Origin of the sequence: Microbispora cellulosiformans (assembly GCF_008728085.1) — a bacterium.
Lineage (GTDB): Bacteria > Actinomycetota > Actinomycetes > Streptosporangiales > Streptosporangiaceae > Microbispora > Microbispora amethystogenes.
On record NZ_VYTZ01000007.1, the window covers coordinates 382,045 to 407,585 of the forward strand.

Below are 25,541 nucleotides of genomic sequence, written 5' to 3' on the forward strand. Positions count from 1 at the left end.
CGCGTGACTTCGCACAGCGGTTCGCCTTCCGGCGAAACGCCTACCCCGCCCTGCTCCCGCAGGCAGTCCGATTCCTCCCCCGCCTAAAAGCGCGGATTTCCTCGGAGGCTTTGATGAGAGGTGAAGACGGTGCCGGACGACTACAGAGGGCCGGACGACTACAGGGTGGTCCTCACCAAGGAAGCGCCGAGGATGTCGATCCCGCGCGGAGGCGGCCAGATGCGGATCAACCTCGACTGGAGATCGTCGGAGACGTTCCCCGTCGACCTGGACCTGTGCTGCCTGTGGGAACTGGCCGACGGCAGCCGGGGCTGCGTCCAGGCGCTCGGTGACAAGTTCCGGGTGCCGAAGGACGGCGCCGATCCGGTGATCATGCTGGATCGGGACGAGCGATGGGGCGGCAGCGGCGGCGAGAACATGATCGTCGACATTGCGCAGGTGCATCTGATCCGCCGGATCCTCGTCTTCGCGCACATCTTCGACGGGGTGCCCAACTGGGCCGCGGCCGGGGCGGTCACCACCGTGTTCCCGGTCAGCGGCCCGCCCATCGAGGTCGCGCTGGACGACGCCAACCCGCGGGCCCGGGTGTGCGCGGTCTTCATGCTGCACAGGGTGGGCGAGGAGCTCGGCATCCGCCGCGAGATGCGCTACTTCAGCCGGGGGCACCGGGGCATGGACGCGGCCTACCAGTGGGGCCTCACCTACCGGGCGGGGCGCAAGACGTACCGCTAGGGAGTCTCTGACCTGTGCCCGGCGGGCGAAGCGAGGAAGCGTCCTCCGGCAGTTCACAGCGGAGTCATCCGATGATCACACAGGTGGTATTCGATCAACCTGCCGCGTCGCCGATCGCACGGAGGACCCGTGGTTCGCAGGTTGATCACCATAGTCGTCGCGCTGACGATGCTCACCCAGCTCGGCTTCGTGCCGGGGGCGGAGGCCGCGACGACGCGGATCACGCTGGACTTCCAGCTGCCCGAGGGCTTCGACCGGGCCGAGATGACCGAATGGGCGTCCGAGTTCAACAACCGCAACGACCTGCTCAGCGACTCGATCCAGGAGGAGATCGCACGGAGCAAGGCGGAGATGCCGGGCTCCGAGGAGTTGGAACCGCGCGATTTCGACGGCTTCTTCACCGTGACGAGCACCGGCGTGTCGGTCACGATCGAGTCGGACGTGCGGAGCAGTGACCTGAGCTGGTGGGAGGAGACGCTCCTGTGGGTCGGCGTCTACGCCGGGGGCCTCATTCTCCGGGCCTCGTGCCTGATCACCATCCTCCCCACACCACTCGCGCCCGTCGCCAAGGGCCTGTGCGCGGCCCTGCAGATCATCGTGACCAAGAGCATCATGGGCGCGGTCTTCCTGGTCAGAGCCGGGGAACGGCCGACTGGAACGCCTGGGGCAGGCTCTTCGCGCTGATCGCGTGTGAGGCCGTCACCGCCGTCATCTGGGAACAGTGGCTCGGCCCGTTCTCCGTGAGCAACAACTGGACCGCCGTCTTCCAGAAGATCGGCAACGGCTTCGGGGCCATCGCGGACAAGGTCAGCGGCTGGTGGGGCGGATCCGTGAACTTCTTCAGGACGCTGCGGGGCGCGCTGGCCGCACGTGGCCCCGAAGTCCAGAACAACCTGATGAACCGGGCGATCGAGCTCGGCTGGGCACCCCGGACGACCGCGCTGCGGGTACTGCCGCTGGGCGACTCGATCACCCACGGCGTCGGCGGGTCTCCCGGAGGCGTCGGCTATCGCGGCCGCCTGTGGAGCGAACTGCAGGACGACACGAGCACGCTGGACTTCGTCGGTTCCGTGGACTCCGGGCAGGGCAACATCCCCGACACCGATCACGAGGGTCATCCCCGCTGGCAGATCAACCAGATCGACAACCTGGTGACCTGCACGATCCGCCGCTTCCGGCCCAACGTCGTCGTCCTGCACATCGGGACCAACGACCTGAACAACGACGTCGACGTCGCTACGGCACCCGCCCGGCTCTCCAAACTGATCGGCGACATCGTCACCGCCGATCCGTTGACGACCGTAGTGGTCTCCAGCCTCGTGCCTTCGACGAACGGCACGACCAACGCGCGGATCGCGTCGTACAACTCCCGGATCCCGGCCATCGTCAGCGACTTCCGCAACGAGGGCAAACGGGTCCGGCTGGTCGGCAACGGCGATCTCGGTCTGACCGCGGCCGACATGAACGACTCGCTCCACCCCAACAACAACGGCTACCGCAAGATGGCCGACGCCTACCACCGGGTGATCAAGACCGCCATGGCCGACGGCACGATCACGCCTCCGCTTCCCGGGGACTCCGGGGAGTGCGTCCCCGCGCCGGCCGAACCCGCGCCGCCTCCGACCGACCCCCCGCCGGGCACTCCCACCCCCGACGGCTGGAACTGGGCCGGCGAGATCGCCACCGGCGCCGCCCCGCGCGAGCAGGTGCGCTTCGCCGACCTCAACGGCGACGGCCGCGACGACTACCTGGTCGTCGACGACCAGGGCGGAGTCAGAGCGTGGTTCAACAACGGGGCGGGCGGGCCCACGGTGAACCCACCCATGCCGGCCGACCCCGACCAGGGCGACGGCGGCATGGGCACGCCTCCAGGTGGTCTCCCGCTCTGCGTCGCCAACCGGTGCCCGTGACCATCGGTCCGCGGCGCGGCCGGGCGAGGGACACGGATGAAGGGGACCTGAGCGCCCCGGTCACCCGGGGTGCTCAGGTGTCCCCGGCCTTCACCGGCCGGGGAGCGCGTCAGGAGTCCCTGGCTTTGCGAACGGGAGGCGGCACCAGGATCCACGCGGTCTCCTCGAAGCCCTTCTCCGGCAGTTTCGCACTGACCTGCTGGAAGTCGTCGGGGTCCAGGTCGCCGCTCCCCTGGGCGACGACCTCCATGAAGACGGAGTCCGAGACGGCGACGACCATCGTCGCGGTCTCCTCGTTCGCGAGCGCGGCGCGTACGGACGGCGCGTCGAGCACGCGGTGGACCGCGATGACCGTGCGGCCGACGTAGCCGTTCGCGCCGCGCCGGACGGTGCCCCGGCACATGGCGACCCGGAGCCGGAGCATCGCGTCCCTGTTCAGCTCGGCGTTCACGTCGTGCAACTCCAGTCGCAGCGCCCGCACGAGGTCGGGGATGACCCGCCTCTCCTCGATGTCCGCCGGCAGCACCGCGAACTGACCGTCGCCCTGCTCCTGCAGGTCGACGCGCGACTCGTCGATGCCCGCTCGGCGCCGGGCCGCCGCCAGCACGGTCACCAGCCGCTCCTGCGCCCGCAGAGCGGCCTCGTCGTCGGTGAACCTGCTGTACTTCTCGATGTCCGTCGCCACGCACAGCCGCACAGTGGCGACGGAGGTGGTGGCGACGGAGGTGGCGGCCCCGCCGGTCCTCTGCCGCGTCCCCTCATTCGCCCCCGCCTGCGGCCTCTCCGGCGCGGGAAGCGGCTCGCCGAAGGTCTCGGCCGTCGCCAGTGCGGCGTCCAGGAGATCCGAGCGCGTACGGCGGACCCGTGTGATCGTGGTGCCGACGACGAGGCTGCCCGCGAGGTCCGGAACGTCGCCGGGCAGTTCGAGCAGCACGCGCAGGCCGTACGACCGGCGGGTCAGCGGACGCCCGGGCTCGGCCGAGAGGGTGAACCCGAACGACGGGCGCCGCTCGCCGAAGACGCGCGGCACCGGGTCGCCCGGCACGTCGCGCAGCCGGTTGAGCAGCCGCCGGTACCGCCCTTCCACGCTCCTCGACGCGCCCGGCGGCGCGGCCGTCGATACGGCCGGCGCCCCGGTGCCCGGCCATGGGCCCACGACATCCTCCGGCACCGTCTCGCTCACCGCGAGACGCAACGCGACCGCGTCGTCGTCGACGAGGCGCACCTCGAACCGCACTCCCGTGTAATGGCGGTCGGGGGGCAGCTCCTCCAGGTCGAACGCGAACAACGCCTCGTAGTGCCGTACGCCCATGGTCTCGGCGCGGTCGCGCAGCACCGGGGAGAGCCACTCGTCCGGCACCCGGTAGACGAAGGGCCGGGCGATGTCCACCCCGGACTCGCGCGGGCGCTGTGTCCCGTGGCCGAGCAGGTGCTCCGCCCCGTACAGGTCGGAGCGGGCGAGCAGTTCATCGGAGGGGAAGCCGTCCGGAGCGTCGGCAGGCGCCTCGGACAGCGCGTCGGACGGAGCGTCGCCGGCCTGCCCGTGCGAACCGGGGAGGGCGGCTGTCTGGTCGGTCATCTCGGTGTCGCCTCTCTTGCCTACGCCGTGGGAGCCTCGCCCGCGGCGCGCGTGACGGAGCCCAAGCCGAAGAACGTGAACGCCGCCCACAGGTGCGGCTCCTGCGCGGTGACCCGCTGAGCCGAGGCGGCCCGGGCCTGCGCGTGCCGGAGAGCACTCACCGGCTCCAGCCCGTCGAGCAGCCAGGACTCGTGGAAGTCGGTCATCAGGTAATGGCCGGCCTGCTCGCCGACCGGATAGAGGGTCGTGATCAGCCCGGTGGGCCCGGAGGTGAGGAACGCGCGGCTCAGTCCGATGACGCCGTCCGCGGTCGTCGTTCCGCCACCGGTCTCGCAGGCCGCGAGGATCACCAGGTCGGCCGCGAGGCCGAGCCCGGGCACCTCCAGGGCGCGCAGGTACCCGTCGTGACCGGCGGAGGGCGCCAGCACGAGGTACGACATCATCGGGTCGCTGTGGTCCTCGGTGACCGCGCGGCCGTGGGTGCCGAAGTACAGGACCGTCCCGGTGCCCGCGACCTCGTGCAGGGTCGCGGCGGTGGCCTTCTCCCCCGTGTACAGCCGGACGGGTTCGCCGTACACGCCGGTGATCTCGCCGAAACGTTCCTGCGTCCAGTCGAGTTGCGACCCCTCGGGGAGCGGGCGCGGATTGACCAGCGCGACCAGTTCGGGAGGGGCGTTCGCGGGCCGTCCCGGGCGCGGCGCGGTCAGATCGGGGATCATGGCCAGCGCGGGCAGCACCCGGATCGCGTGGCGCTGGACGAGGTACGTCCCGGACGCGTCGCGGAGCGCGGCGAACGGCACGTGGAACAACTCGAGGTGCGGAACGACCGTGACCGGTTCGTCCGGATCGGCGGGCAACAGACCGGCCGGGACGACGTCCCACAGAACCTCGCCGAGCCGGCGCAGCGCGGCGGCCATCGCCGCACGCGACGCCGCGTCGTGCCGCGACATCCGCGCGAGCCGGCCGAACTCCTTCACCGTCTCCTTCAGCCCGGCCCGGTCGACGCGGCGGGTGACCCGCGTGAGCGGGCCGCCGCGCGGCCAGACCCAGACGGTGAGCAGGTCGCCCGCGAGGAAATACTCGACGACGACGGCGTCGTGACGGGTGAGGATGCTCCGCAGCCCCTCCCGGCTCACCGGCGGGGCGCCGCCCAGCCCCCGTGCCGGCTCGCCCGGTGTGGCCCGGTTCGCGCGCAGCGTGTCGGCGAAGGCGCGGGCCCGGGCCATCTCGGAGGCCACCAGGGCGTCCTCGGAGGCGTCGAGATCGAGCAGCAGCGTCACCATCCGCTCGTAGAACGGCAGGGCCTGATCGGTTGAGATGATCTTGTCCCAGTGGGAGTCGAGCAGGGCACGCCATATCTCGACGTAGCCGGCGGTGAGGCCGGCCGCCTCGCGGGCCTGGTCCCTGACGAACCGCGCCGCGGCCGCGGGGGCGGACCGGGCGAGTCGGTCACGCATGAGGGCGAGCACGTCGGCGCCGCCGCGTGCGGAGAGCAGCACCAGTTCGCCCGCCGACCCGGGCTCGGGCGCCCCCTGGGCGGCCAGCCTGTCCGCCGTCTCCCGCAGCGCGTCCTGACCGGCGGCCAGGGCGCGGTCCACGCACTCCGCCGACGACTCGATCGTCTCCGGGTCGTCCGACGGCGATCCCGTCGAGCGCAGCACGCCGTACACGGTCTCGGCCGCCACCGCGCATTCGGCCGCGGCGGCGGCGAGGCCGGAGGGTGACGGGCCCGCGCCCGCCAGATCCGCGATCCGGCGCGACGACTCACGCAGCGGTTCGACCGTCTCGCGGAGGAAACGGAGCGTGTCGAGCCAGGGCGTGAAGGCCCCGGGCCCGAGCGTGACCTGACGCCGCACGTCCGCCGCGGCGACCAGCGCCTCGGGCAGGACGGCGAAGCGGGATCCGGCGAACGCGCAGCGGATCCGCGCGTCGCACAGCCCGAGCAGGTCGATCACGCGGCCGGTGCTCGTGGACGCCTCGCCGCCCGCGTGGAGCTCGGCCGCGCGGTCGAGGATCGGCGCGGCCTGACCGAACCTCCCGGCGGCCAGCAACTCGATGCCGAGACGGCGCAGCGCCGCCCCGTCTCCCGCCCCGAAGAGTGTCAATGGGGGCGCGTCCTCTCTCGCGAGGACCACGAGCTCCCATCCGGCGCCCGGAGCGGCCGGGGCCAGGCCGACGGCGACGTCCGGGCCGCGAGCCAGCCGGAGGAACCCTCCCCCGTGCTCCGCGAACGCGCTCGCGGAGGAGACGGTCACGGTCGTGCCGTACGCCGGACCCGCGACGACCCGCCACCGGCCCCGGAGCGACGCGGCGTCGAGCAGCGTACGGAGGTCCTCCACGGAGGCGAGCCGCGGGGGCGTGACCGGCTCCACCGTCCCGGGGCGTGGCTCGCGGGCCGGAGCGGACGCGACACCGAAAGCCGGACCGGACGCGCCATTGACAGCCTGAGCGGACGCGACACCGAAAGCCGGACCGGACGCGCCATCGGGAGCCGGAGCGGGCGCGACGTCGGGAGCCGCCACGGCGCCGGGCCTCGGCACGCGGCGGTGTCCCCTGGGCGTGAAGCGCTGTCTCACGCGGGCGACGACGGCACTTCCCACCCGGCCGTGGCCCGTGTAGACGGCGTCGAACCACCAGCCGCCGGCGTCCTCGGAGAGGTATCCGTCCAGGGTCCCCGTTCCGTCCGGCCACGAGGCCGACACCAGCGGGAAGGGCCCGTCCGCCCGCCAGGAGCCAGTCAGCGGCTCCTCCGACGCCAGGCGCGCCTCGGCCGCGCCGCCGGGACGCAGCCACAGCTCGCCGTGGGCGAACAGCCGGTGCAGGAAGGAGTCCCGCGGTCGCGGCGGCACCTCTCGCCACTCGGCGAGCCGCCCGTCCGTCCGGTACACGGGCTCGGCGAGCAGGACCGCGGCGGGCTCGCCGGTGAGCACCGCTCCGTCCCCGCTCACGTCGCCTCGCCGTACGCGTAGACGTACGCCGGGACGTGCCTGCCCTGCGTGGTCGCGGTGACCCTGCGGAACTGCTCCCGGTGCAGGCCGGCCGACTCCGGATAGGCCAGTTCGTCGAGGAGCCGGGCGCTGAGGATCAACGCCAGATCGTGCTCGGCGCTTTCCAGCAGGGCCGTACGCAGGTCGTCGCTGCCGCATAGGTCGCGGGCGACCCGCACCGCCTGTCCGTCGAACCCCTCGTCGGTCAGCCGGACCAGCCCCTGGTGGAAGGCGATCCGGCAGCGCAGGCGGTGCGCGCCGGTCAGCCGCCGGTTCCGCCGCCACAGCGCGTTGCGCATCTCCCGGCTCAGGTCGGAGACCACGCGCGCCTCGTTGACCCCCGAGCTCAGCACGAGGAGGAGACCCGACGACAGGACCTGCAGAGTGATCTGGTCGACCCCGGCCGCGGCGCTCGCGCTCTCGACGACCTCGGCGACCAGGGAGTACGGATGGTCCACCGGGCCTTCGGCCTCCACCACCGCGCACAGCCGCCGCACCGGGTCCGATCCGTCCATTCGTCCTCCGCCCCCACAGCCGGCCACACAGCCGTCCTCGTCAGTCCTCCTCACTGTGGGGTCCCGGCGGCGGCCAAACTCCGTATTCAGACGGGATTTCGCTGATTCCCGCCGCATCGCACAGAGCCTGCCTGTCTCTGATCAGGATCCTCCCGTACCGCGTCTCGATCACCTTGCGGGCCTTGAGCTCCCGCAGGATCTTGTGCACGCTGTTCTCCCGGGAGCCGATCATGGCGGCCAGCTCCTGCTGCGTCAGGGACGCGATCAGTACGCCCTCGCGCGTCGCCTCGCCGTACCGGGTGGCGAGGTGGAGCAGCATCCGCACCGCGCGGACGGGCACGGGGGAGGTCCCGAACTCGATGCGCTGCCAGGTGGAGTGGCGCAGTTTTCCCGCCACGGTGGCGTTGACCGCGAGTGCCGCGCCGGGATGCCGGACGAGGAAATCGAGGAAATCGCGCTGCCCGATCCTGCGCACGAAACAGGGGCCGACCGTCACCACGGACGCCACCCGGGGGCTGCCGTCGAGCGCGGCGAGTTCCCCGACGAGGTCTCCCCCCGCGCGGATCGCGAGCAGGGCCACCTTGCCGTCAGCGCTGTTGCTGACGACCTTCACGTAGCCCTGGATGATGAGGAAGACGTGCCTGGTCCTCCTGTCCCCCTCCATGACGATCGTCTCTCCGCTGGCCACCTGGAGCGGATCGCCGGCCGAGAGCATCTCGTCCCGCGTCGCCGGATCGAGAGAGCCGAGAAAGGTATTGGGAGGCCATGACCCCACCCGCCGGGGGCCGTGTGGAGGTTCTGGCGTCGATGCGGCCATTTACGCTCCCTGGATTCACCACGGGATCAGAGTTTTTCGATTTATAGCGCAAATTCCGCGAAAAGGCTGGATCGTTCCCAAGAAACAATGTCACGATCTGTCCGCGTCGCCTCGATCCCGTGGAGGACCCGTGGACACGGTCGCATTCTGGTCCAAACGCCTCGCCGAACATCTCGTTCCCGCCGAGGCCGCCTCGGCCGGACGTGTGGGCGAGGCCTATGTGGCCGGTGGCCGACGGCGCCGCGACCTCCTGCGCGCTTCCGCCGCCGAACCCGGGGGCTTCGGCGGCGGCGGCGCCGGGGAACTGCCGATCATCCTCGACGCGCTCCGCGTCGTCTCCGGCGACCTGCTCGGCCTGCTGGCCTCCCATCCGCTGGTCAATCTGCTCATGCTCCTGGCTCTCCGTTCAGGGCGGCCGGCCGCCGGCTTCGGCGTCCCTCCGCGAGTTCCCCAGCCCGGTCCCGCTTCCGCACCCGGCCCCACTTCCGTATCCGACCCCGCTCCCGTGCTCGACCAGGCCATCGCCGGGCTCCGGAACCGGCTGCTGGCGCAGGGCGTCGCCGGCGACCGCGCGGAGTCACTCACCTACGACACCCTCAAGCTGGTCTTCCAGCAGGACCGCGAGCCCGCCGAGATCGAGGCGTTCCTCCGGGCGCTTTCCGGCAGCCCTCCCGCGGGGCCTCCGGCCGGGCCCGCGACCACGCGGGCGCTCGCCCGAAGTGGCGGCGGCGCCTCCGACTGGCTGCTGCCGCCGTGGCTCTGGTTCTACTTCCTCGGGGTCCTCGCCCCGGGCGTGCCCGGGGCGCTGGACGGCCTCCGGCAGGACGCCGACGGCATGACGGTGCTCGTCGGCTCCCTGCTGACCAACGTCCAGCGCGGGGCGATGGCACTCCTCACCGCGACCGGAGCCCTGGAGTTCCTCCCCACCCTCCTCCTGCTGACCGGGATCGCCGGAGTGCTGTTTCCCGGGGCGCGCGGGCGATGGGCCGAACGCCGGCACCGGCTGCGGCCCAGCGACGACCCGGCGATCGAGGCGATGACGGCCTTCGTCCGGAGCCACGCCCCCGCCGCCGGCATCCGCCTCGGCGAACGGCACGACCGGCTGGCCCGGGTCTATCCGGTCGGCTGGCGGGAGGCCCGCGTCGCGGTCTACCCCCCGCTGGTGAGCCTGTGGAGCCGGGACCGGGAGGCGGCCCAGGCCGTGCTGCTCCACGAGGTCGCCCACCTGCGCCAGGGAGACCACCTGATCGTCGGTCTCGCCGGTCCGTTCGCCTGGGTCGTCAGGATGTGGGGCGTGGCCCTCGCCGTGCTCACGCCGGTGTCGGCGGTGTATCTCGTCGCGGGCGGCGTCGGAGGGTCGTCGCTGCTCACGGCCGTCCTGAAGGTCGTCGCCGCGCTCCCGATCACCCTGATCCTGCCCGTGGCGGGCCTCTGGGCCGCCGAGCTCAGCGCGGACCGTTACGCGATGAGCGCCGTCGGGCCAGCCGCGCTGGCCCGCGCCCTCGGCCCCGCCCGCCCGCGGGCGCACGCCGTCCGGCGTGCCCTCGCGCTGCTGAGCCATCCTCCGCTGCGGCTCCGTCTGTGGGCCGCGCGCCTGTGGCCCGGCGGCACGGCGGCCCTGGCCGCTCTCTGGCCCCTGGCGGTCGTGGTACGCATCGCCGCGATCGTGGTCTTCGAGCTGGTCGCCCTGAACCTCACCGGGTTCTCCTTCGGCGAGTCGGCGCGGACGGTGATCGGATGGCTGCCCGAGCAGTTGTCGTCGGCCCGGACCCAGCTCACCGAGGTCACCGCCCTCCTCGTCGCCTGGCCCCTGATCGCCCCGCTCTGGCTGCGCGTCTGGACGCCGGTCCGCGCGTCCCGGCAGCGCTTCGCGCCCTACCTGGTCTCGGCCCTCGTCCCCGGCCTGCTCGCCACGGGAGGTCTCGGGGCCGGCCCGCCGAAGGAGATCGGCTCCGGACCGGCCGGTCCGCTTCCCACCGCCACCACGACTGCCGTGGGGGCAGCCGTGGTGACCGCCACCGCGCCGCAGGCGACGGCGGAACGGACCGGCCTCGTCGACGACCGGCCGTGGGCGGGCCAGGAGCTTCCCGTCGACCTGCGCGTCCAGGCGTACCGGAAACTCGAACAGCACGGCGACGACCCGGAGTGGCGGAGCGTCGCGGCGGGGTGGCTCGGCGCGGGCGTCTGGCGGGCCGAGCGGGACGGACGGCTCGCCTTCTCCGACCTGGCGAGGCGTCCCGGCCTGCGGCCGGCGGAGGGCGCCTGGCTGCGGACCGGCGACACGGTGACCTTCTGGCTGCCCGTCGAGCGGGACGCGGCGGGCGAGACGATGACCATGGAGATCAACGGGACCATCGACCTCAGCGGTGGCCAGGCGGTCATGGACGCGCTGTGGGCGCGCAAGCTCGACGGCTCCGCGGCGGACCTGGGCTCCTTCACCGCGCTGGAGCTCACCGCCGTCCTCGACGTCTCCACCGCGCCCTGACGCGCGGGGTCGTCGGGCTGTACGGGACAGCGGGCGCGAAACGGATCAGCGCGCCCCGGCCGGAGCCGGGACGCGCTGATCCGAACACGTCGAACGCGGTGGTGAACCGTGCTGGTGAACCGCGGTGGTGGTGCGCCGCCAGGGACTCGAACCCCGGACCCGCTGATTAAGAGTCAGCTGCTCTAACCAACTGAGCTAGCGGCGCCCGCACCACAAGAGTAGCGGCATCCGGAGGCGTCCCGCGCCACGGCGCGGCGGGGCCCTGTCCTGCTCTTACGTCGTCGGGGTATTCCCATTCCGCGCTCCGGGATAGGTGAGTGACGACGAAGGGAGACTTACCCATGACACCGGATCTCTGGTCGTATCCCGACACCGTTTACGGCACCGGAGGGCAGATGGACATCGTCGGGTACGACGTCCAGGCCGTGGACGGGAAGATCGGGTCCGTGGACGAGGCCACCTACGAGGCCGGCCAAAGCTACATCGTCGTCGACACGGGCCCCTGGATCTTCGGGAAGAAGGTCATGCTCCCCGCGAGCGTGGTGAAGAGCATCGACCGCGAGGATCGCAAGGTCTTCGTCAGCAGGACCAAGCAGGAGATCAAGAACGCACCGGAGTACGACGAGGCGGCGGTGATGCAGCCCGAGTACCGGGACCGCCTGGCCGACTACTACGGGCGCTTCCCCCACAGCGAGACCCTGTGACGGCATGACCGAGTGACCGCGTGACGGAATGAGGGGCCGCGCCGCGACGGCGTGGCCCCTCACCAGGTGTGCGCCCGGCCCCTCCGCCCGGCCGGGCGGACCCGCACGTCAGACCGGTACGGCCGACTTCATGGCCAGGTGGTGTCGGATGTCGGATTAGTAGGAGCGACGATGCGCAGTTTTTCCAGCAATGTGACAAACGTCGAGGCGTACGGCGACGGGGCCACGACCGACGCGACCCTGTCCCAGTCCACCTGTTCGCGCATCGCCCGGACCATCGGCAGCAGCGAGCCGTAGTCGCAGGCGTGCTCGGACAGCGGCATGATCCAGGAGATCACCAGGTCGGTGGCTTCGAGGACGGGAAGGCTCAGCGCGGCGACGTTGATCGGCTCGGCCCGGGCCAGCATGGCCTCGGTGACGGGCCGTTCGGCGAGCGAGAAGATCAGATCGACGAGCACACCCTCCTCGTCGAACGCCTTGACCAGCCAGTCCTCCGGTGGTCTCGCGGTCCGGAAACCCAGGCTCTCCAGGGTCTTCAGCGCGAGCGGGACGTCTTCCTCCAGCAGAGCGAAGTCGACGTCGTGCAGCGATGGCGCGGCGCCCCTCGCGTATCCGGCGCAGCCCCCGGCCAGGGCGAAACGCACCCCGGCCTCCTTGAGCCCGGAGCCGGCGCGCTTGAGCGTTTCGAGAATCGCGTCGGTGACTTCGTGACTGTGACTACCCACTCACGTCGCTTGCCCAGCAATGTTCGCCGCAAACAATCGGGGGTAGGGCGCGCTCATGACCGAGACCCTGCAGGAGATCAAGCGCGCCTACGAGGGCGGGGAGAACCGTCCGCTCTCCTCGTACACACGGGTTCTCGCGGTGTACGGCGGGGCCGTTTCCGCGTTGCTGGCCACGGCCAGGCTGACCGGCCGGAAGCCGCCCGAAAAGATCAGCCCGATGGACCTCGCGCTTATGGGGCTGTTCACGCACCGGCTCTCACGGACACTGGCCAAGGACCCGGTGACCAGCCCGATACGCGCCCCCTTCACCCGCTACGAGGGCGTCTCCGGCCCGGCCGAGCTGAGCGAGAAGGTCCGCGGTCACGGGCTGCAGCACGCCGTGGGCGAGCTGCTGACCTGTCCGTTCTGCCTGTCCCAGTGGGTGGCGACCGGCTACGCCGCGGGCACGGTGTTCTTTCCCCGGCTGACCCGGCTCGCGGGCGCGACCATGGCGGCCGTGGCGATCTCCGACTGGCTCCAGTTCGCCTACGTCCGGCTCATGAAAGCCGCCGACTGACATCCTCCCATCCTTGAAGGGTGGGGACTCCATCCAATCCTCCCCCGCCTGAAGGCAGGGGTTCCCCCGGAGGATTCTGATGAGCGAAGTGCTCGAACCGCTGGAGAACGCCGATGAAAGCCCGAAGGAGCGGGTCGACCGCGAGCTCGGCGAGCTGCTGCAGGGTCTCCGGGTCGCCGCGACGGGCGTGCAGGTGCTGTTCGCGTTCCTGCTGACGCTGCCGTTCTCCTCCGGTTTCAACAAGATCGACACGACCGGGAACTGGTTGTTCTACATCGCCGTCATCAGCGCGGCCTTCGCATCGATCTGCACGATCGCTCCGGCGACCCAGCACCGCATCCTGTTCCGGTCGGGGCTCAAGGAACTGCTGCTGCGCCGCGCCAACCGGCTGGGCGTGGCCGGGGCGCTGTCCCTGGCCGTCGCCATGGCCTGCTCCACCGCTCTGGTCGTGGACGCGCTGACCAGCGCGTGGCCCGCCGCGGTGGTCGGGACGGGAGTGGCGCTGCTCTGCGCCTGGCTGTGGTTCGTCCAGCCGCTGCTGTCGCTGCGCCTCGTCAGAACCGACGCCTGAAGACGGGCTGATGGAGCGCGGCCGGCGGTCCGCCGCGGTCGCGCTCCACGTCGTACGGGCGGCCTACCGGCCGTCCTTCAGCCCATCATGTCGCCCGCCCGAGCGGTGCGGATGTACCCGTCGCCCAGCCGACCAGCGAGCTCGACCGACTTTGGCCCGAAGCCCGAGATTTGACGCGCTCCCCGGCATGGAATGCCAGAGATTCAGCCTGTGCCGCGGGCGCGGCACTTCTGTTGCTTCCCGCTTCAGCGACCTGTGCCACCGAAGTGGTTTCACCTGGTCTCCACAGGCTTTTGAACCCGCAGGTTCCGTTCCCGCCCGTCCGGCGGTACCTGACACGCTCACGCTACCGGACGCCTGTCCGCCTTGACGGCGAATCCGCTTTTCCTGCCCCGCTTCCCCGTGGTACGTCACCAACTCGCCCGTCCACAGCTCCCGGTGATCGGGCAGGTGACCGCGGTCGTCACCGGCAGTGAGGTGGCCTGCGAGACGGCCCCGATGACGGATCACACGAAGGAGCTGTCCCCCTGCTCGTCCAGCCAGGGGTGATAGTGGTCGGAGATCCACAGGGCCTCGAACCCGGCCTCCTCGGCCATTTTCGCCTGCCGTACGAGCTCCTTGGGATCGTGCTCCTCACTCGACAGAAAATATCCGAAAGTGGCCATGTATCCCCACATGCCCGAATCAGGTCAAGCAAACGTAACAATGTGCGCTATGGCCGCAAATTCAATCGGGCCCAGGACTGGATGATGTTACGTGCCCCCTCGCGAGGGCAGTGGAGGGCCATGGCTACTCTGCTTTGGATCATCGCCGTGGTACTGGTCATCGCCGGGATCTACGTCATCCTGGCCCGTCGGGACATCCTCTGGGGGATCGTCCTCATCGTCCTCGGGTTCCTCATCGGCCCCGGGGGTGTCAGCATCTTCAATCCCTAGCCGCGTACACCCTGATCTGGCGTCTTCGACCTGGCACGGAACGGCGACCGGTTGCGCAACCGGTCGCCGTTCCGTGTCCGGCGGGCGTCCGCCGGGCCCGCCGTCCACTTGTCGGCGGCGACTCGGCGGCGGCCGCTCAGCAGTCGTCGCCGTTGAGGCAGTAGACGGTGTAGGCGTGCTTGATGACCGGCAGGGCCACGTTGCGCACCCGGATGCCGCCCGGGGTGACGCCCTTCTCCGTGCCCGCGTGCGCGTGCCCGTGGATGAACAGGTCGGCGCCCTCCGCGTCCGCCGCCTCGGCCAGCATGTAGCTGCCGAGGAACGGATAGATCTCCGGAGGCTCGCCCATCAGCGTGTCCTTGACCGGGGAGTAGTGGCTGAGCACGATCTTGTGGTCGGCGTCCAGTTCCTTCAGCGCCCGCCGCCATCTCTCGGCGATGTCCTTGGTGTGCCGGACGAACGCCTTCGTCTCCGGCTCCCCGAACTCGCTGGCGCACTTCCCGGCGAAGCCGCCGCCGAAGCCCTTGCCGCCGGCGACGCCCAGCCGTACGCCGTCGACGGGGACGACGGCGCCCTCGTCGTCCAGCACGGTGATGCCCGCGTCCCGCAGGAGGTCGACGATCTCCTGGTTGTGGTCGGAGTGGTAGTCGTGGTTGCCGAGCACGGCGACGACCGGAATCGGCAGGCCGCTCAGCTCCTCCGCGACGACCCGGCCCTCGGCGATCGTGCCGTGCCTGGTGAGGTCGCCCCCCACGAGCAGCACGTCGGCCCGGCGCTCGATGCCCTCGATCTTCTTGCGGTAGTGGCCGCGCAGGTCCTCGCCCAGGTGGATGTCCGCCACGGCGGCGATGCGCAACTCCCTCACAGGTGTTCCTCCTCTCCCGGCTCCCGCACCTCCACCAGAGTGATCTCGTTGTGGACGTGCAGGCCCGGAGCCGCTTCGCGGGCGACGTTCTCGATCTGGTGCCGCCGCTCGTCGCAGGACACCTGCCCGCGCAGGTAGACCTGCTCTCCCCGGACGTCGACCCGGATGCCCAGCTCGGTGGTCCGTTCGTCCTCCGCGAGAGCCCGCTGCACGCGGGCCGCGACGTAGTGCGGCGTCTCCATTTCCGACCCCCTAAGCCTTTTAGATGAGCGCTGCCCTGGCCTCCTCCGGCGAAACCCACTGGCCTTCCTCGGCGAAAGCACTGGTTTGGCGGGCCCCCGAGGGGTTATGGTTGTCGATATTCCTGGTGCCTAAGACGCAGGTACCTCCTTGGCGTGAGCATGCCATGTTGGAGGACCGTCTTGGGACCGTGCGACCTGTCTTCCCCCCGCCCTGAAAGAACCGCCGCGGGCACGGAACACATCGGTGTCGGCACCTGGCTCCCCCGCCTCTCCGACGGCTCCCACGCCGCGGCTTTCCTGACGGCCGCCCCCGGCGCCGCACATCCAGCGTGCGCTCTGCCGCTCACGGGCCCAGGGCCCGCCCTCCGCCCCTCGCCCGCAAGGGCCCGCCGTACGCGACCGCTTCCTGACGCGCCGCCGGTCACCGGGCCCGTTCACCTGGACTCCCTGACTCCCGAGCCGGGTACCCGCCACTGCCGCTCATGGAGGAACCCCCAGTGAAGATCGCCATGGTCTCGGAGCATGCCAGCCCACTCGCCACGCTCGGCGGGGTCGACGCGGGCGGCCAGAACGTGCACGTCGCCGCGCTCGCCCGCGAACTCGCCCGAGCCGGCCACGAGGTCACCGTCTACACGCGCAGGGACCGCGAGGACCTCGCGGAAACCGTCGCCTTCGCCCCCGGTGTGGACGTCGTCCACGTTCCCGCCGGGCCCGCCTCCGAGCTCCCGAAGGACGAGATCCTTCCCTGGGTTCCCCACTTCGGAAAATGGCTGCACGACCGGTGGCTGTTCGACCGGCCCGACGTCGTGCACAGCCACTTCTGGATGAGCGGCCTCGCCGCGCTCGCGGCGGCGGAGAAGCTGCGGATCCCCGTCGTGCACACCTACCACGCGCTCGGGAGCGTCAAGCGGCGCCACCAGGGCCCCGCCGACACGAGCCCGCGCGACCGCGTGGACGCGGAGGCCGAGATCGGGCGGCGCGTGGACGCCGTCATCGCGACCTGCGGCGACGAGGTGGACGAGCTGATCCGCCTGCGGGTGCCGCGCCGGACCGCGCGGGTGGTCCCCTGCGGGGTGGACGTGACCGCCTTCAATCCCCACGTGCGGCCGCTGGAGCGGCCGGGCCGCCCGCGCCTGCTGTCGGTGGGCAGGCTGGTGCCGCGCAAGGGCGTGGAGACGACGATCCTCGCCCTGCAGTACCTCAGGGACGCCGAACTGGTCGTCGCGGGCGGCCCGCCGGCGGCCGAACTGCACCGCGACCCCGAGGTCACCCGGCTGCGCTGGCTCGCCGCCCAGGCGGGGGTCTCCGACCGGGTCCGCTTCCTCGGCCGGGTCGAGCGGGAGAAGCTTCCCGCGCTGATGCGCTCGGCCACCGCGGTCGTGTCCGTCCCGTGGTACGAGCCGTTCGGCATGGTGGCGCTGGAGGCGATGGCCTGCGGCGTCCCGGTCGTCGCCTCGGCCGTCGGCGGGCAGCGGGAGACCGTCGTCAACAACGTGACCGGCGTCCTCGTGCCGCCCCGCCGCCCCGCCGTGCTGGCCAGGGCGCTGCGCCGGCTGATCGACGACCCGGTGCGGCGCACGGCGTACGGCATCGCCGGAGCGGACCGCGCCCGGGCCAGGTACAACTGGAGCCGGATCGCCGGCGAGACGCTGGCCGCCTACGACCAGGTGCTGCCCGCCCGTCACCTCGACCGGAGCGCGTCGTGAGCCGCGTCGCCCCCCGGAGGTGAGCCGGTGACGTCCACGGCCCTCGTGCTGCGCTCGGACGGGATCGAAGGTCTGCTCAGCGTGGTGCCGGCGCTGCGCGCCCTGCGCCGGCACGGGCTGCGGGTCGTCCTCGCCTGCCCGCCGGAGCTGAGCGAGCTGGCGGCGCTCACCGGCGCCGTGGACCGCATCCTGCCCGCCCGCGGGCTCGCGCCGCTGACGTGGCCCGGGCCGGGTGAGGAGGACTCGGGGCATCCCCCGCTCCTGCCCGACCTCGCCGTGAACCTGCACGGCCGGGGCCCGCGCAGTCACCGCGTCCTGCTGAACCTGCGGCACGAGGGCAGGGGCGTCGACCGCCTGTGGGCGTACGCCAACCGGGACGTGCCCTGGGTGAGGGGGCCGTGGTGGCAACCGGGCGAGCACGAGGTGCTGCGCTGGTGCCGCCTGCTGCGGTGGTACGGCGTGCCGGCCGACCCGGAGGACACGACCCTGCCCACGCCGCTGACGGCCAGCCCGGCGCCGGGAGCCGTCGTGATCCATCCGGTAGCGGGCGGCACGTCGCTGCGCTGGCCCGCGGAGCGCTTCGCCACGGTGGCGCGGCGGCTGTCGGAGGACGGCCTGCCCGTCGTGATCACGGGGAGCCTGCGCGAGCGGCCGATGGCGCTGCTCGTGGCGACCCGGGCGGTGCTGCCGCCGCAGATCGTGCTGGCGGGCCGCACGTCGCTGCGGCAGCTGTGCGCGCTGGTCGCCGGGGCCCGGCTGGTGGTCAGTGGCGACGTCGCGCTGACGCGGCTCGCCGCGGCCTACCGGACGCCCTCGGTGCTGGTGTCGCCTCCGGACGGCCCCCGGCACCCGGTGCTGCACGAGTCCGGCGACGCCGGCGCGATCTCGGCCACCCAGGTGATCGACGCCGCCGTACGGGCCCTCGGGGCGGGGGTCCGCTGACCGCCGCCCCGCTCGACGTGCCGCCTCGCCCGACGACGTGCGAGGCGTCCCCAGACGGAACGGTGGAGGCGGCCCTGTCGAGGCGGCTCCGCGAAGTGCCAGGCGATCAGGCGGCCCGGCGGCCCGTACGGCGCCGGCGCCGCGTCGACCGCTGCCGTCCCGATCGCCGGGACGGCGCCTTGCGCAGGAGCTCGATGACGGCCTGCTCGACCGGTCCGTGGGTGGCGAGCCCGCCTTCGGCGTCCTCGGCCAGCCGTTCGAGCGGGATGGTCCGGCCCTTCTCGTACAGCGCGACGAGACGCGGGTCCACGTAGGAGGCGCGGCACACCGACGGGGTGTTGCCGAGATACTCCGACACCTCCTTCATGACCCTGGACACCGCGCGCTTGCGGCCGGCGCCGCTGCGCACCGGCCGGGAGACGGCGAGCCCCACGGCCGCGAGCACGGTGGCGTGCCAGGTGCGGAAGTCCTTGGCCGACACGTCGGTGCCGAAGGCGTCCTTGAGATAGGCGTTGATGTCGGCGCTGCGCACGTCGACCCAGGCTCCCTCGCCCGTCTCGCCGGCCGTCTCGTCGGCGCGGTAGCGCAGCAGTTCGCCGCGGTGTCCCTTCGACAGCGCGGTCAGGACCCCGCAGACCTCGGCGTCGTCGAGCACCTGCTCCCGCTCCTTGCGGCCCTTGGCGAGATAGCGGCACACGACCCTGCCGTCTCCGCACTTCACGTGCGAGGTCTTGAGCGTGGCCAGGCCGTAGGAGTCGGTGTACTCCTCGCCGCCGACCCGGAAGAAGCCGATGTCGAGCATCCGGGCGGCCGTGGCCAGCACCCGTTCGCGGCCCAGCCCCTCGCCGCGCAGGTCCCGCGCGACCCGTTCCCGGAACTCGGGGAGCCGCTCGGCGATCTCCAGCACGTGGTCGAACTTGGCCTCGTCCTGCTGCCTGCGCCACTCGTCGTGGTAGCGGTACTGCCGCCGGCCGGCGGAGTCGGTCCCCACCGCCTGCAGGTGGCCGTCCGGACGGGCGCAGATCCAGACGTCGGTCCAGGCCGGCGGTATCGCGAGGGCCCTGATCCGGAGCAGCGCGGCGCGGTCGCGCACGGGCCGGCCGGAGGCCCAGGTGTAGCTGAACCCGCGCCCCCGGCGGCGGCGCCTGATGCCCGGCTCGGCCGGGTCGCTGGGCCGCAGCTCGACGGGCGGCGCCTGGAGCACCTCGGCCGCGGCCGTGCTCATCGCAGCAGGTCCCAGGCCTGTTCGAGCACGTCGTCGACGCCGACGTCGGCGACCCAGGAGACGTCCCGGTGGCCGCACTCCCGCATGCCGTCCTTGGTCGCGCCCGCGCCGCAGACGGGGCAGCGCGACGTCCAGGAGATGAGCGGCCGGTGATGACCCCTGCTCAGCGGACCCCAGTTGATCATGTTGCCGCACCAGTAGACGCCGACCGTGGGCGTGCCGGTCGCCGCGGCCAGGTGCCGTGGCCCGGTGTCGTTGGAGACGAGCAGGTCGCAGGCGGCGTACAACGCGGTGAGCCCGCCGAGGGACAGCTCCCCGATCACGGCTCTCGCCGGCGCCTGCATCTGGGCGACGACCTTCTCGACGAGCTCGCGCTCCTCCTCGACGCCTGTCACCACCACGGGCCGCCCGAGCCGGTCGGCGACCTCCGCGAACCGCTCCGGGGGCCAGCGCCTGCGCCGGTCGCGCGCGCCGGGATGGATCGCCACGAGGCCCCGCGGCACCTTTCCCAGCGTGCGGTTGAGCTCGGCCCAGTCCTCCCTGACGACCTCGACCCTCGGCTCGATCTCGCTGGTCGCCGCGCCGAGCAGGCCCGCGACCTCCAGATAGCGCAGCGTCTCGTGCTGGTAGTGGACGTACGGCACCCAGCGGTCGAGCGGTTCGGCGTCGGGGGTGCGCAGCCCGGCCGTCAGCCGCGCGCCGAGGCGGCGGATGAACGGGTTGGAGTTGCGTCCGCCGCCGTGCATCTGGACGGCCAGGTCGAACCTGCGCTCGCGCAGGTCCTCGTACAGCTCCTCGGGGGCGGCGGTCCCGTCCGCCGGGGAGGAGACGCCGGAGATGGGCGGCAGGGGCACGACCTCGTCCACCGGTCCGGGGCGGCCCCGGAGGAACTTCGCGTGCCACTCGCGCCCCAGCAGGGTGATCTTCGCCGCGGGGTACGCCCGGCGCAGCGCCCCGATCGCGGGCAGGGCCAGCAGCAGGTCGCCGAGCGCGTTGGCCCGCAGCACGGCGATCCGCTCGACGCCTTCGACGAGCAACGCGCTCATGGGCACGGACCGCCTCTGGTTCCCCGCGTCCTCTCCTCGTCCATCGGGCACCCCCGTTCCGTCCGGCCCGCCGGCTGACCACCGGCGGGGCGCTCGTGTGGACCGGTCTGCTCCCGGTTACCCCCGTGCCGGCCTGCCAAACCGGCCGGCCGGGCCTGACGTGACTGTTGTTTTCCCTGCGTCCGCCGGGGTAGCCGCCCTGGTATGACGGAAGAGACGCTGGGCCGCTTCGGTGAAGTCACAGCCGTCGTCGTCGGGGACGTGATGCTCGACTCGTGGCTGCGGGGGCGCACCAAGCGGATGGCCCAGGAGGCCCCGGTCCCGGTCGTGACCATCGAGCGGATCGAGGACCAGCCGGGCGGCGCCGCCAACACGGCCGTGAACCTCGCCGCCCTCGGCGCACGGGTCCACATGGTCGGCGTCACCGGAGCCGACCCCGCGGGAGCGACGCTCAACGCGACCCTGGGACGGCTCGACATCGAGGGCCTGGTCATCGTGCGGAGCCTGCGCACGCCCGTCAAGCGCCGCGTGCTGACCGACGGCCAGATCGTGGCCCGGTACGACGAGGAGGACGACGCGCCGCTGCCCGAGGCGGCCGAGCGCGAGCTCCTCGACCAGATCGCCCGGCTGGCTGCGCACGCGGACGTCATCGTCGCCTGCGACTACGGCGGCGGCGTCTGCACCCCGGCCGTACGGCGGCTGCTGTGCGATCTCAGCGTCGGGCAGAGCGACGGCTCCCGGGGGGCGCCGGTCCTCGTGGTGGACGCCCACGACGTCGCGGCCTGGCGGGAGTGCCGCCCGAAGGCCGTGCTGCCCAACTACGCCGAGATCGTACGGCTGCTCGGCGAGGGCGGTGACGACGACCGGGTCGCCTTCCTGTCCGCGCGGTCGGAGGAGATCGTCGAGGCCACCGGCGCGGAACTGGTGGTCACCACTCTGGACGGCCAGGGGACGCTCCTGCACCGGCGCGGCCGCGAGCCGCACCGCACGTTCGCGAGCCCCGCGCCCGACACGATGAGCATCGGCGCGGGCGACACGTTCACCGCCGCGTTCTCCCTGGGCCTCGCGGCCGGGGCCGGCCCGGAACGGGCCGCGGACATCGCGCAGGCGGCCGCGAGCGTGGTGGTGCGCCGTCCGGGCACGGCCGTGTGCACCCGTGAGGACCTGGCGCAGGCGCTGCGGCCCGACGTCGCGCTGCCGCCCGGGCGGCTGGCCGCCTGCCTGGAGCGCGAGCGCGCCGAGGGGCGGCGCGTCGTGTTCACCAACGGCTGCTTCGACGTGCTGCACCGCGGCCACGTGGCCTGCCTGGAGGAGGCCGCCCGGCTGGGCGACGTGCTGGTCGTGGCGGTCAACGGCGACGCCGGGGTGGCCCGGCTGAAGGGGCCGGGACGGCCGATCAACCGCTGCGAGGACCGGGTCGCGGTGCTCGCCGCGATGGCCTGCGTCGACTACATCACCGTCTTCGACGAGGACAGCCCGGTCGAGCTGCTGCGGATGGTCCGGCCCGACGTGTACGTCAAGGGCGGCGACTACCACCCCGACCTGCTGCCCGAGGCCGACCTGGTCAGGGAGCTCGGCGGCGAGGTGCGGGTGCTCGGGTACGTCCCGGACAGGTCGACGACCGCGATAGTGAACCGGATTCGAGGGTAGGGGGCCGTTCATGACCGAAGAACAACGTTCGCCGACCGGAAAGCCCATGGTCGAGGCGACCCCGATGGACGTGATCTACGTCCGCATCGGGTCGTTCGCTCTGGTCTTCTGCTTCGCCGTACTGGTGCTCTCCTTCGTCGGCCGCCTGTGGTGGCTGACGGGGGTCGTCCTGGCGATCATGGCGGCCATCGGGGCCGCCATGCTCTTCGCCGTGCGCAAGCAGAGGAATCTCGGCGGCGGGCCGCAATCGAGAGGATGACGAGGTGAGCCTGCGGGACAAGGTCGTGGTGGTGACCGGGGCGAGCGGCGGGGTGGGCCGCGCCGTGGTCAGGGAGCTCGGAGCCGAGGGCGCGAAGGTGGCCCTCATCGCGCGCGGGGAGGCGGGCCTGGCGGGCGCCGCCGTCGACGTCGGAGCCGAGGGCGGGACCGGGAAGGTCTTCGCGGCCGACGTCTCCGACTACGACCAGGTCCGCGCGGCCGCCCAGCAGGCCGAGGCCGAGCTCGGTCCGATCGACGTCTGGATCAACATCGCGTTCACGACGGTCTTCGCGCCGTTCCTCCAGATCACCCCGGAGGAGTACGAACGCGAGACCAAGGTGACCTATCTCGGCTACGTCTGGGGCACCCGGGTGGCCCTGGAGCTGATGAAGCCGCGGGACAAGGGCGCGATCGTGCAGGCGGGCTCGGCCCTCGCCTACCGGTCGATCCCGCTGCAGTCGGCGTACTGCGGGGCCAAGCACGCCATCAGCGGCTTCACCGAGTCGGTGCGGACGGAGCTGCTCGCCGAGGACTCCGGCGTGAAGATCACGATGGTGCAGCTGCCGGCGCTGAACACCCCGCAGTTCGACTGGGGGCTGAACCGCATGCGGCGCCATGCCCAGCCGGTGCCGCCGATCTACCAGCCGGAGGTGGCGGCGCGGGCGATCGTCCACGCCGCCGAGCACCCGGAGCGGAAGGAGTACTGGGTCGGCGGGATGACCGCGGCCACGATCATGGGGCAGCGGGCGGTGCCCGCCCTGCTCGACCGCTACCTCGCCAGGACCGGCGTCAAGTCGCAGCTCACCTCCGACAAGGCGCCGACCGGCATCTCCAACCTGTGGGAGCCCGCCGACGAGGACAAGGACTACGGCGCGCACGGCGGTTTCGACCGGCGTTCGCACAGCCGGAGCGTGCAGGTGTGGCTGTCGCAGCACCGCCGCCTGGTCGCCGCCGCCGCCCTCGGGGCCGCCGCCGTCGCCGGTGTCGGCCTGAGCCGCCGCTGACGGGAAAGCACTGATATATCGGGTACGCCCCATTTCTGGCGATATGAAGGGGCGTACCCGGGTAGTCGAGGACGATGGACGAGCTTGACTACCGGTTCCTGTGCGAACTCGCGTCCCAGCTCCGGGTGGACTCGGTGCGGGCCGCCGCTGCCGCCGGCTCGGGGCACCCCACGTCCTCGATGTCGGCCGCCGAGCTGATGGCCGTGCTGCTCGCGCGGCAGCTCCGCGTGAACGTCGAGAACCCGGCCGACCCGGCCAACGACCACCTGGTCTTCTCCAAGGGGCACGCCTCCCCCCTCCTGTACGCCATGCTCAAGGCCATGGGCGTCGTGTCCGACGAGGAGCTGCTGACCTTCCGCAGGCGCGGCAGCCGTCTGGAGGGGCATCCGACGCCGGATGTGCCGTTCGTCGACGTGGCCACCGGTTCGCTGGGATTCGGCCTGCCCGTCGGCGTGGGGCTGGCGCTGACCGCGCGCCGGCTGGACCGCCTCCCGAACCACGTGTGGGTGCTGTGCGGCGACAGCGAGCTCGCCGAGGGATCGATGTGGGAGGCCTTCGAGCACGCCGGGCACGAAGGGCTGAACAACCTCACCGTGATCGTCGACGTGAACCGGCTCGGCCAGCGCGGTCCCACCCGGCACGGCTGGGACCTCGGCGCGTACGCCGCCAGGCTCGGCGCCTTCGGCTGGCACACCATCGAGATCGACGGCCACGACCCCGGCCAGATCGACTACGCGCTCGCGGACGCCCGGGCCACCCGGCGCCGCCCCACGGCCATCATCGCCAGGACCTGCAAGGGCCGCGGGGTGTCGGCCGTCGAGGACCGCGAGGGCAAGCACGGCAAGCCGCTGGCCGACGCCGAGCAGGCTCTCGGCGAGCTCGGCGGCCCCCGCTCGCCGCTGACCGTGCCGATGACCCCGCCCGCCTCCCAGGGCGCGCCGTACCGGTACGCCGGCGGCCCGCTCGTCCTGCCGAAGTACGAGCTGGGCGACGAGGTGGCGACGCGGACCGCCTTCGGCGACGCCCTGGCCGCGCTCGGCACGGCCCGGGGCGACGTGGTCGCGCTCGACGGCGAGGTGGCCGACTCGACGAAGCTGGAGACGTTCGCCAAGGCGCATCCGGAGCGCTTCTTCGAGTTCTACATCGCCGAGCAGCAGATGGTGGCCGCCGCGACGGGCATGCAGGCACGCGGCTGGACCCCGTACGTCGCGACCTTCGCCGCCTTCCTGACCAGGGCGTACGACTTCGTCCGGATGGCCGCGGTGAGCCGGGCCGGGCTCTGCCTCGTCGGCTCGCACGGCGGCGTGTCCATCGGCGAGGACGGCCCCTCCCAGATGGGCCTGGAGGACCTCGCGGCCTTCCGCGCGGTGCACGGCAGCACCGTGCTGTATCCGTGCGACGCGAACCAGACGGCCCGGCTGGTCGCCGACATGGCCGGCCTGGAGGGCATCCGCTATCTGCGCACCACCAGGGGCGAGACCCCCGTGATCTACGGCCCGGACGAGGAGTTCCCCGTGGGCGGGTGCAAGGTCCTGCGCACCGGTGGCCAGGCGACGATCGTGGCCGCGGGCGTCACCGTGCACGAGGCCCTGGCCGCGGCCGACCTGCTCGCCGGGGACGGCGTCTCCGTCACCGTCATCGACGCCTACTCCGTCAAGCCGCTCGACTCGCCCGAACTCGTCGCGATGGCCACCGCCACGGGCAGGGTCGTCACGGTGGAGGACCACTGGCCGGAGGGCGGCCTGGGCGACGCCGTGCTCTCGGCCCTCGCGGAGAACCCGGTGCCGGTGCGCAAGCTGGCCGTGGCGCGGATGCCCGGAAGCGCGGGCTCCGCCGACCAGCTCCGGGACGCGGGCATCGACAGGACCGCCATCCGGGAGGCCGTCCTCGCCCTGCTCCCGTAACGCCGCTGGCGGTGGGCGGCGAGGGCGCGGGCCGTCGGCGTCCGGGCGGGTGGTCCGCGACGCGCCTGCCGTGCTGCGGCCTAGCCCGGAGACCGGCCGGCACGTCGTGCCCCCGGTGAACGCGGCCTCGACCTGGTGCCGTACACGTGAGAGCGCCGCCGGCGGCCCCTTCCCAGGGGCGGT

At 72.3% G+C, this 25,541-nt stretch carries 23 protein-coding genes, 1 tRNA gene and 1 pseudogene; 14 read left to right on the plus strand and 11 right to left on the minus strand.

Annotation, left to right across the window (positions count from 1 at the left end; translation table 11 throughout):
• Positions 1-129: 129 nt before the first annotated feature.
• The 3 genes from F5972_RS21530 (at position 130) to F5972_RS21540 (ending at position 2,642) form a co-directional block, all read left to right on the plus strand.
• Entirely contained in the window at positions 130-732 is a 603-nt protein-coding gene (locus F5972_RS21530; protein WP_150935377.1) for a tellurium resistance protein, read from the plus strand.
• Between the two features lie 129 nt (positions 733-861).
• Positions 862-1,416, plus strand: a complete 555-nt coding sequence (locus F5972_RS21535) for a hypothetical protein (RefSeq protein ID WP_150935378.1) — start codon at positions 862-864, stop codon at positions 1,414-1,416.
• Between the two features lie 56 nt (positions 1,417-1,472).
• Complete coding sequence (locus tag F5972_RS21540) at positions 1,473-2,642, plus strand: SGNH/GDSL hydrolase family protein (protein WP_150935379.1); 1,170 nt, start codon at positions 1,473-1,475, stop codon at positions 2,640-2,642.
• Between the two features lie 109 nt (positions 2,643-2,751).
• Here the strand turns inward: F5972_RS21540 and F5972_RS21545 are convergent, their stop codons facing one another.
• From F5972_RS21545 to F5972_RS21560, 4 genes are read right to left on the minus strand one after another with little or no spacing between them, the layout of a single operon-like run.
• Positions 2,752-4,221 carry a hypothetical protein gene (locus F5972_RS21545; RefSeq protein ID WP_150935380.1) on the minus strand — a complete coding sequence of 490 codons (1,470 nt, stop codon included), beginning with the start codon at positions 4,219-4,221 and terminating at the stop codon, positions 2,752-2,754.
• Between the two features lie 20 nt (positions 4,222-4,241).
• Positions 4,242-7,169 carry a CHAT domain-containing protein gene (locus F5972_RS21550; RefSeq protein ID WP_150935381.1) on the minus strand — a complete coding sequence of 976 codons (2,928 nt, stop codon included), beginning with the start codon at positions 7,167-7,169 and terminating at the stop codon, positions 4,242-4,244.
• Positions 7,166-7,723 (minus strand): hypothetical protein, encoded by a 558-nt coding sequence (locus tag F5972_RS21555; RefSeq protein ID WP_150935382.1) that lies wholly within the window; start codon positions 7,721-7,723, stop codon positions 7,166-7,168. The genes F5972_RS21550 and F5972_RS21555 overlap by 4 nt, the downstream gene beginning before the upstream one ends.
• A 40-nt stretch (positions 7,724-7,763) precedes the next feature.
• Positions 7,764-8,438, minus strand: coding sequence for a Crp/Fnr family transcriptional regulator (locus F5972_RS21560; RefSeq protein ID WP_191910252.1), 675 nt, complete (start codon positions 8,436-8,438; stop codon positions 7,764-7,766).
• Positions 8,439-8,670: 232 nt separating this feature from the next.
• Here F5972_RS21560 and F5972_RS21565 point away from each other — a divergent pair, with 232 nt between their 5' ends.
• On the plus strand, positions 8,671-11,025 hold the full coding sequence (locus F5972_RS21565; protein WP_191910253.1) for a M48 family metalloprotease: 2,355 nt from the start codon (positions 8,671-8,673) through the stop codon (positions 11,023-11,025).
• Positions 11,026-11,153: 128 nt separating this feature from the next.
• Here the strand turns inward: F5972_RS21565 and F5972_RS21570 are convergent.
• Positions 11,154-11,230, minus strand: a tRNA-Lys gene (locus F5972_RS21570).
• Between the two features lie 136 nt (positions 11,231-11,366).
• Between F5972_RS21570 and F5972_RS21575 the strand changes: the two genes are divergently transcribed.
• On the plus strand, positions 11,367-11,729 hold the full coding sequence (locus F5972_RS21575; RefSeq protein WP_150935385.1) for a PRC-barrel domain-containing protein: 363 nt from the start codon (positions 11,367-11,369) through the stop codon (positions 11,727-11,729).
• 128 nt (positions 11,730-11,857) lie between these two features.
• Here the strand turns inward: F5972_RS21575 and F5972_RS21580 are convergent, their stop codons facing one another.
• The gene (locus tag F5972_RS21580) at positions 11,858-12,454 is read right to left on the minus strand and encodes a nucleotidyltransferase (RefSeq protein ID WP_150935386.1); all 597 of its coding nucleotides are present in this window, start codon (positions 12,452-12,454) and stop codon (positions 11,858-11,860) included.
• A gap of 55 nt (positions 12,455-12,509) precedes the next feature.
• Between F5972_RS21580 and F5972_RS21585 the strand changes: the two genes are divergently transcribed.
• Together F5972_RS21585 and F5972_RS21590 are read left to right on the plus strand one after the other, a co-directional pair.
• Positions 12,510-13,010, plus strand: a complete 501-nt coding sequence (locus F5972_RS21585) for a DUF1360 domain-containing protein (protein WP_150935387.1) — start codon at positions 12,510-12,512, stop codon at positions 13,008-13,010.
• Positions 13,011-13,089: 79 nt separating this feature from the next.
• Positions 13,090-13,581: a DUF6328 family protein gene (locus F5972_RS21590; protein ID WP_150935388.1), complete on the plus strand. Its 492-nt coding sequence runs from the start codon at positions 13,090-13,092 to the stop codon at positions 13,579-13,581.
• Between the two features lie 437 nt (positions 13,582-14,018).
• On the opposite strand, the pseudogene F5972_RS21595 reads toward F5972_RS21590, so the two are convergent.
• Positions 14,019-14,246 (minus strand): annotated as a pseudogene (locus F5972_RS21595) (LLM class flavin-dependent oxidoreductase); the annotation flags it as partial.
• Between the two features lie 120 nt (positions 14,247-14,366).
• Between F5972_RS21595 and F5972_RS37405 the strand changes: the two are divergent.
• Entirely contained in the window at positions 14,367-14,516 is a 150-nt protein-coding gene (locus F5972_RS37405) for a GPGG-motif small membrane protein (RefSeq protein WP_165900798.1), read from the plus strand.
• 136 nt (positions 14,517-14,652) lie between these two features.
• Here F5972_RS37405 and F5972_RS21600 read toward each other — a convergent pair whose 3' ends face one another.
• Together F5972_RS21600 and F5972_RS21605 are read right to left on the minus strand one after the other, a co-directional pair.
• On the minus strand, positions 14,653-15,381 hold the full coding sequence (locus tag F5972_RS21600) for a metallophosphoesterase family protein (RefSeq protein ID WP_225311712.1): 729 nt from the start codon (positions 15,379-15,381) through the stop codon (positions 14,653-14,655).
• Positions 15,378-15,623: a BON domain-containing protein gene (locus F5972_RS21605; RefSeq protein ID WP_150935389.1), complete on the minus strand. Its 246-nt coding sequence runs from the start codon at positions 15,621-15,623 to the stop codon at positions 15,378-15,380. Before F5972_RS21605 ends, F5972_RS21600 begins: the two co-directional genes overlap by 4 nt.
• A 482-nt stretch (positions 15,624-16,105) precedes the next feature.
• Between F5972_RS21605 and F5972_RS21610 the strand changes: the two genes are divergently transcribed.
• Together F5972_RS21610 and F5972_RS21615 are read left to right on the plus strand one after the other, a co-directional pair.
• Positions 16,106-17,329 (plus strand): glycosyltransferase, encoded by a 1,224-nt coding sequence (locus tag F5972_RS21610; RefSeq protein WP_225311713.1) that lies wholly within the window; start codon positions 16,106-16,108, stop codon positions 17,327-17,329.
• A gap of 27 nt (positions 17,330-17,356) precedes the next feature.
• Positions 17,357-18,271 (plus strand): glycosyltransferase family 9 protein, encoded by a 915-nt coding sequence (locus F5972_RS21615; RefSeq protein WP_150935390.1) that lies wholly within the window; start codon positions 17,357-17,359, stop codon positions 18,269-18,271.
• 106 nt (positions 18,272-18,377) lie between these two features.
• Here F5972_RS21615 and F5972_RS21620 read toward each other — a convergent pair whose 3' ends face one another.
• Positions 18,378-19,496 (minus strand): DNA topoisomerase IB, encoded by a 1,119-nt coding sequence (locus F5972_RS21620; RefSeq protein WP_150935391.1) that lies wholly within the window; start codon positions 19,494-19,496, stop codon positions 18,378-18,380.
• The gene (locus F5972_RS21625; protein ID WP_150935392.1) at positions 19,493-20,542 is read right to left on the minus strand and encodes a glycosyltransferase family 9 protein; all 1,050 of its coding nucleotides are present in this window, start codon (positions 20,540-20,542) and stop codon (positions 19,493-19,495) included. The genes F5972_RS21620 and F5972_RS21625 overlap by 4 nt, the downstream gene beginning before the upstream one ends.
• A 204-nt stretch (positions 20,543-20,746) precedes the next feature.
• Here F5972_RS21625 and rfaE2 point away from each other — a divergent pair, with 204 nt between their 5' ends.
• The 4 genes from rfaE2 (at position 20,747) to F5972_RS21645 (ending at position 25,358) form a co-directional block, all read left to right on the plus strand.
• Positions 20,747-22,192 (plus strand): D-glycero-beta-D-manno-heptose 1-phosphate adenylyltransferase, encoded by a 1,446-nt coding sequence (rfaE2, locus tag F5972_RS21630; protein WP_150935393.1) that lies wholly within the window; start codon positions 20,747-20,749, stop codon positions 22,190-22,192.
• Positions 22,193-22,202: 10 nt separating this feature from the next.
• On the plus strand, positions 22,203-22,451 hold the full coding sequence (locus F5972_RS21635) for a hypothetical protein (RefSeq protein WP_150935394.1): 249 nt from the start codon (positions 22,203-22,205) through the stop codon (positions 22,449-22,451).
• Between the two features lie 10 nt (positions 22,452-22,461).
• Positions 22,462-23,454: an SDR family oxidoreductase gene (locus F5972_RS21640; protein WP_150935573.1), complete on the plus strand. Its 993-nt coding sequence runs from the start codon at positions 22,462-22,464 to the stop codon at positions 23,452-23,454.
• A 74-nt stretch (positions 23,455-23,528) separates the two neighbouring features.
• Positions 23,529-25,358: a transketolase gene (locus F5972_RS21645; protein ID WP_150935395.1), complete on the plus strand. Its 1,830-nt coding sequence runs from the start codon at positions 23,529-23,531 to the stop codon at positions 25,356-25,358.
• Positions 25,359-25,541: the final 183 nt, after the last annotated feature.

Coding starts and splice junctions, on each gene's coding strand:
- F5972_RS21560 (WP_191910252.1), bottom strand. CDS start 8,438: ATGCTCTCGGCCGGCGATCCGCTCCAGGTGGCCAGCGGAGAGACGATC.
- F5972_RS21625 (WP_150935392.1), bottom strand. CDS start 20,542: ATGAGCGCGTTGCTCGTCGAAGGCGTCGAGCGGATCGCCGTGCTGCGG.
- F5972_RS37405 (WP_165900798.1), top strand. CDS start 14,367: ATGGCTACTCTGCTTTGGATCATCGCCGTGGTACTGGTCATCGCCGGG.
- F5972_RS21545 (WP_150935380.1), bottom strand. CDS start 4,221: ATGACCGACCAGACAGCCGCCCTCCCCGGTTCGCACGGGCAGGCCGGC.
- F5972_RS21605 (WP_150935389.1), bottom strand. CDS start 15,623: ATGGAGACGCCGCACTACGTCGCGGCCCGCGTGCAGCGGGCTCTCGCG.
- F5972_RS21585 (WP_150935387.1), top strand. CDS start 12,510: ATGACCGAGACCCTGCAGGAGATCAAGCGCGCCTACGAGGGCGGGGAG.
- F5972_RS21590 (WP_150935388.1), top strand. CDS start 13,090: ATGAGCGAAGTGCTCGAACCGCTGGAGAACGCCGATGAAAGCCCGAAG.
- F5972_RS21610 (WP_225311713.1), top strand. CDS start 16,106: ATGGAGGAACCCCCAGTGAAGATCGCCATGGTCTCGGAGCATGCCAGC.
- F5972_RS21645 (WP_150935395.1), top strand. CDS start 23,529: ATGGACGAGCTTGACTACCGGTTCCTGTGCGAACTCGCGTCCCAGCTC.
- F5972_RS21575 (WP_150935385.1), top strand. CDS start 11,367: ATGACACCGGATCTCTGGTCGTATCCCGACACCGTTTACGGCACCGGA.
- F5972_RS21555 (WP_150935382.1), bottom strand. CDS start 7,723: ATGGACGGATCGGACCCGGTGCGGCGGCTGTGCGCGGTGGTGGAGGCC.
- F5972_RS21635 (WP_150935394.1), top strand. CDS start 22,203: ATGACCGAAGAACAACGTTCGCCGACCGGAAAGCCCATGGTCGAGGCG.
- rfaE2 (WP_150935393.1), top strand. CDS start 20,747: ATGACGGAAGAGACGCTGGGCCGCTTCGGTGAAGTCACAGCCGTCGTC.
- F5972_RS21620 (WP_150935391.1), bottom strand. CDS start 19,496: ATGAGCACGGCCGCGGCCGAGGTGCTCCAGGCGCCGCCCGTCGAGCTG.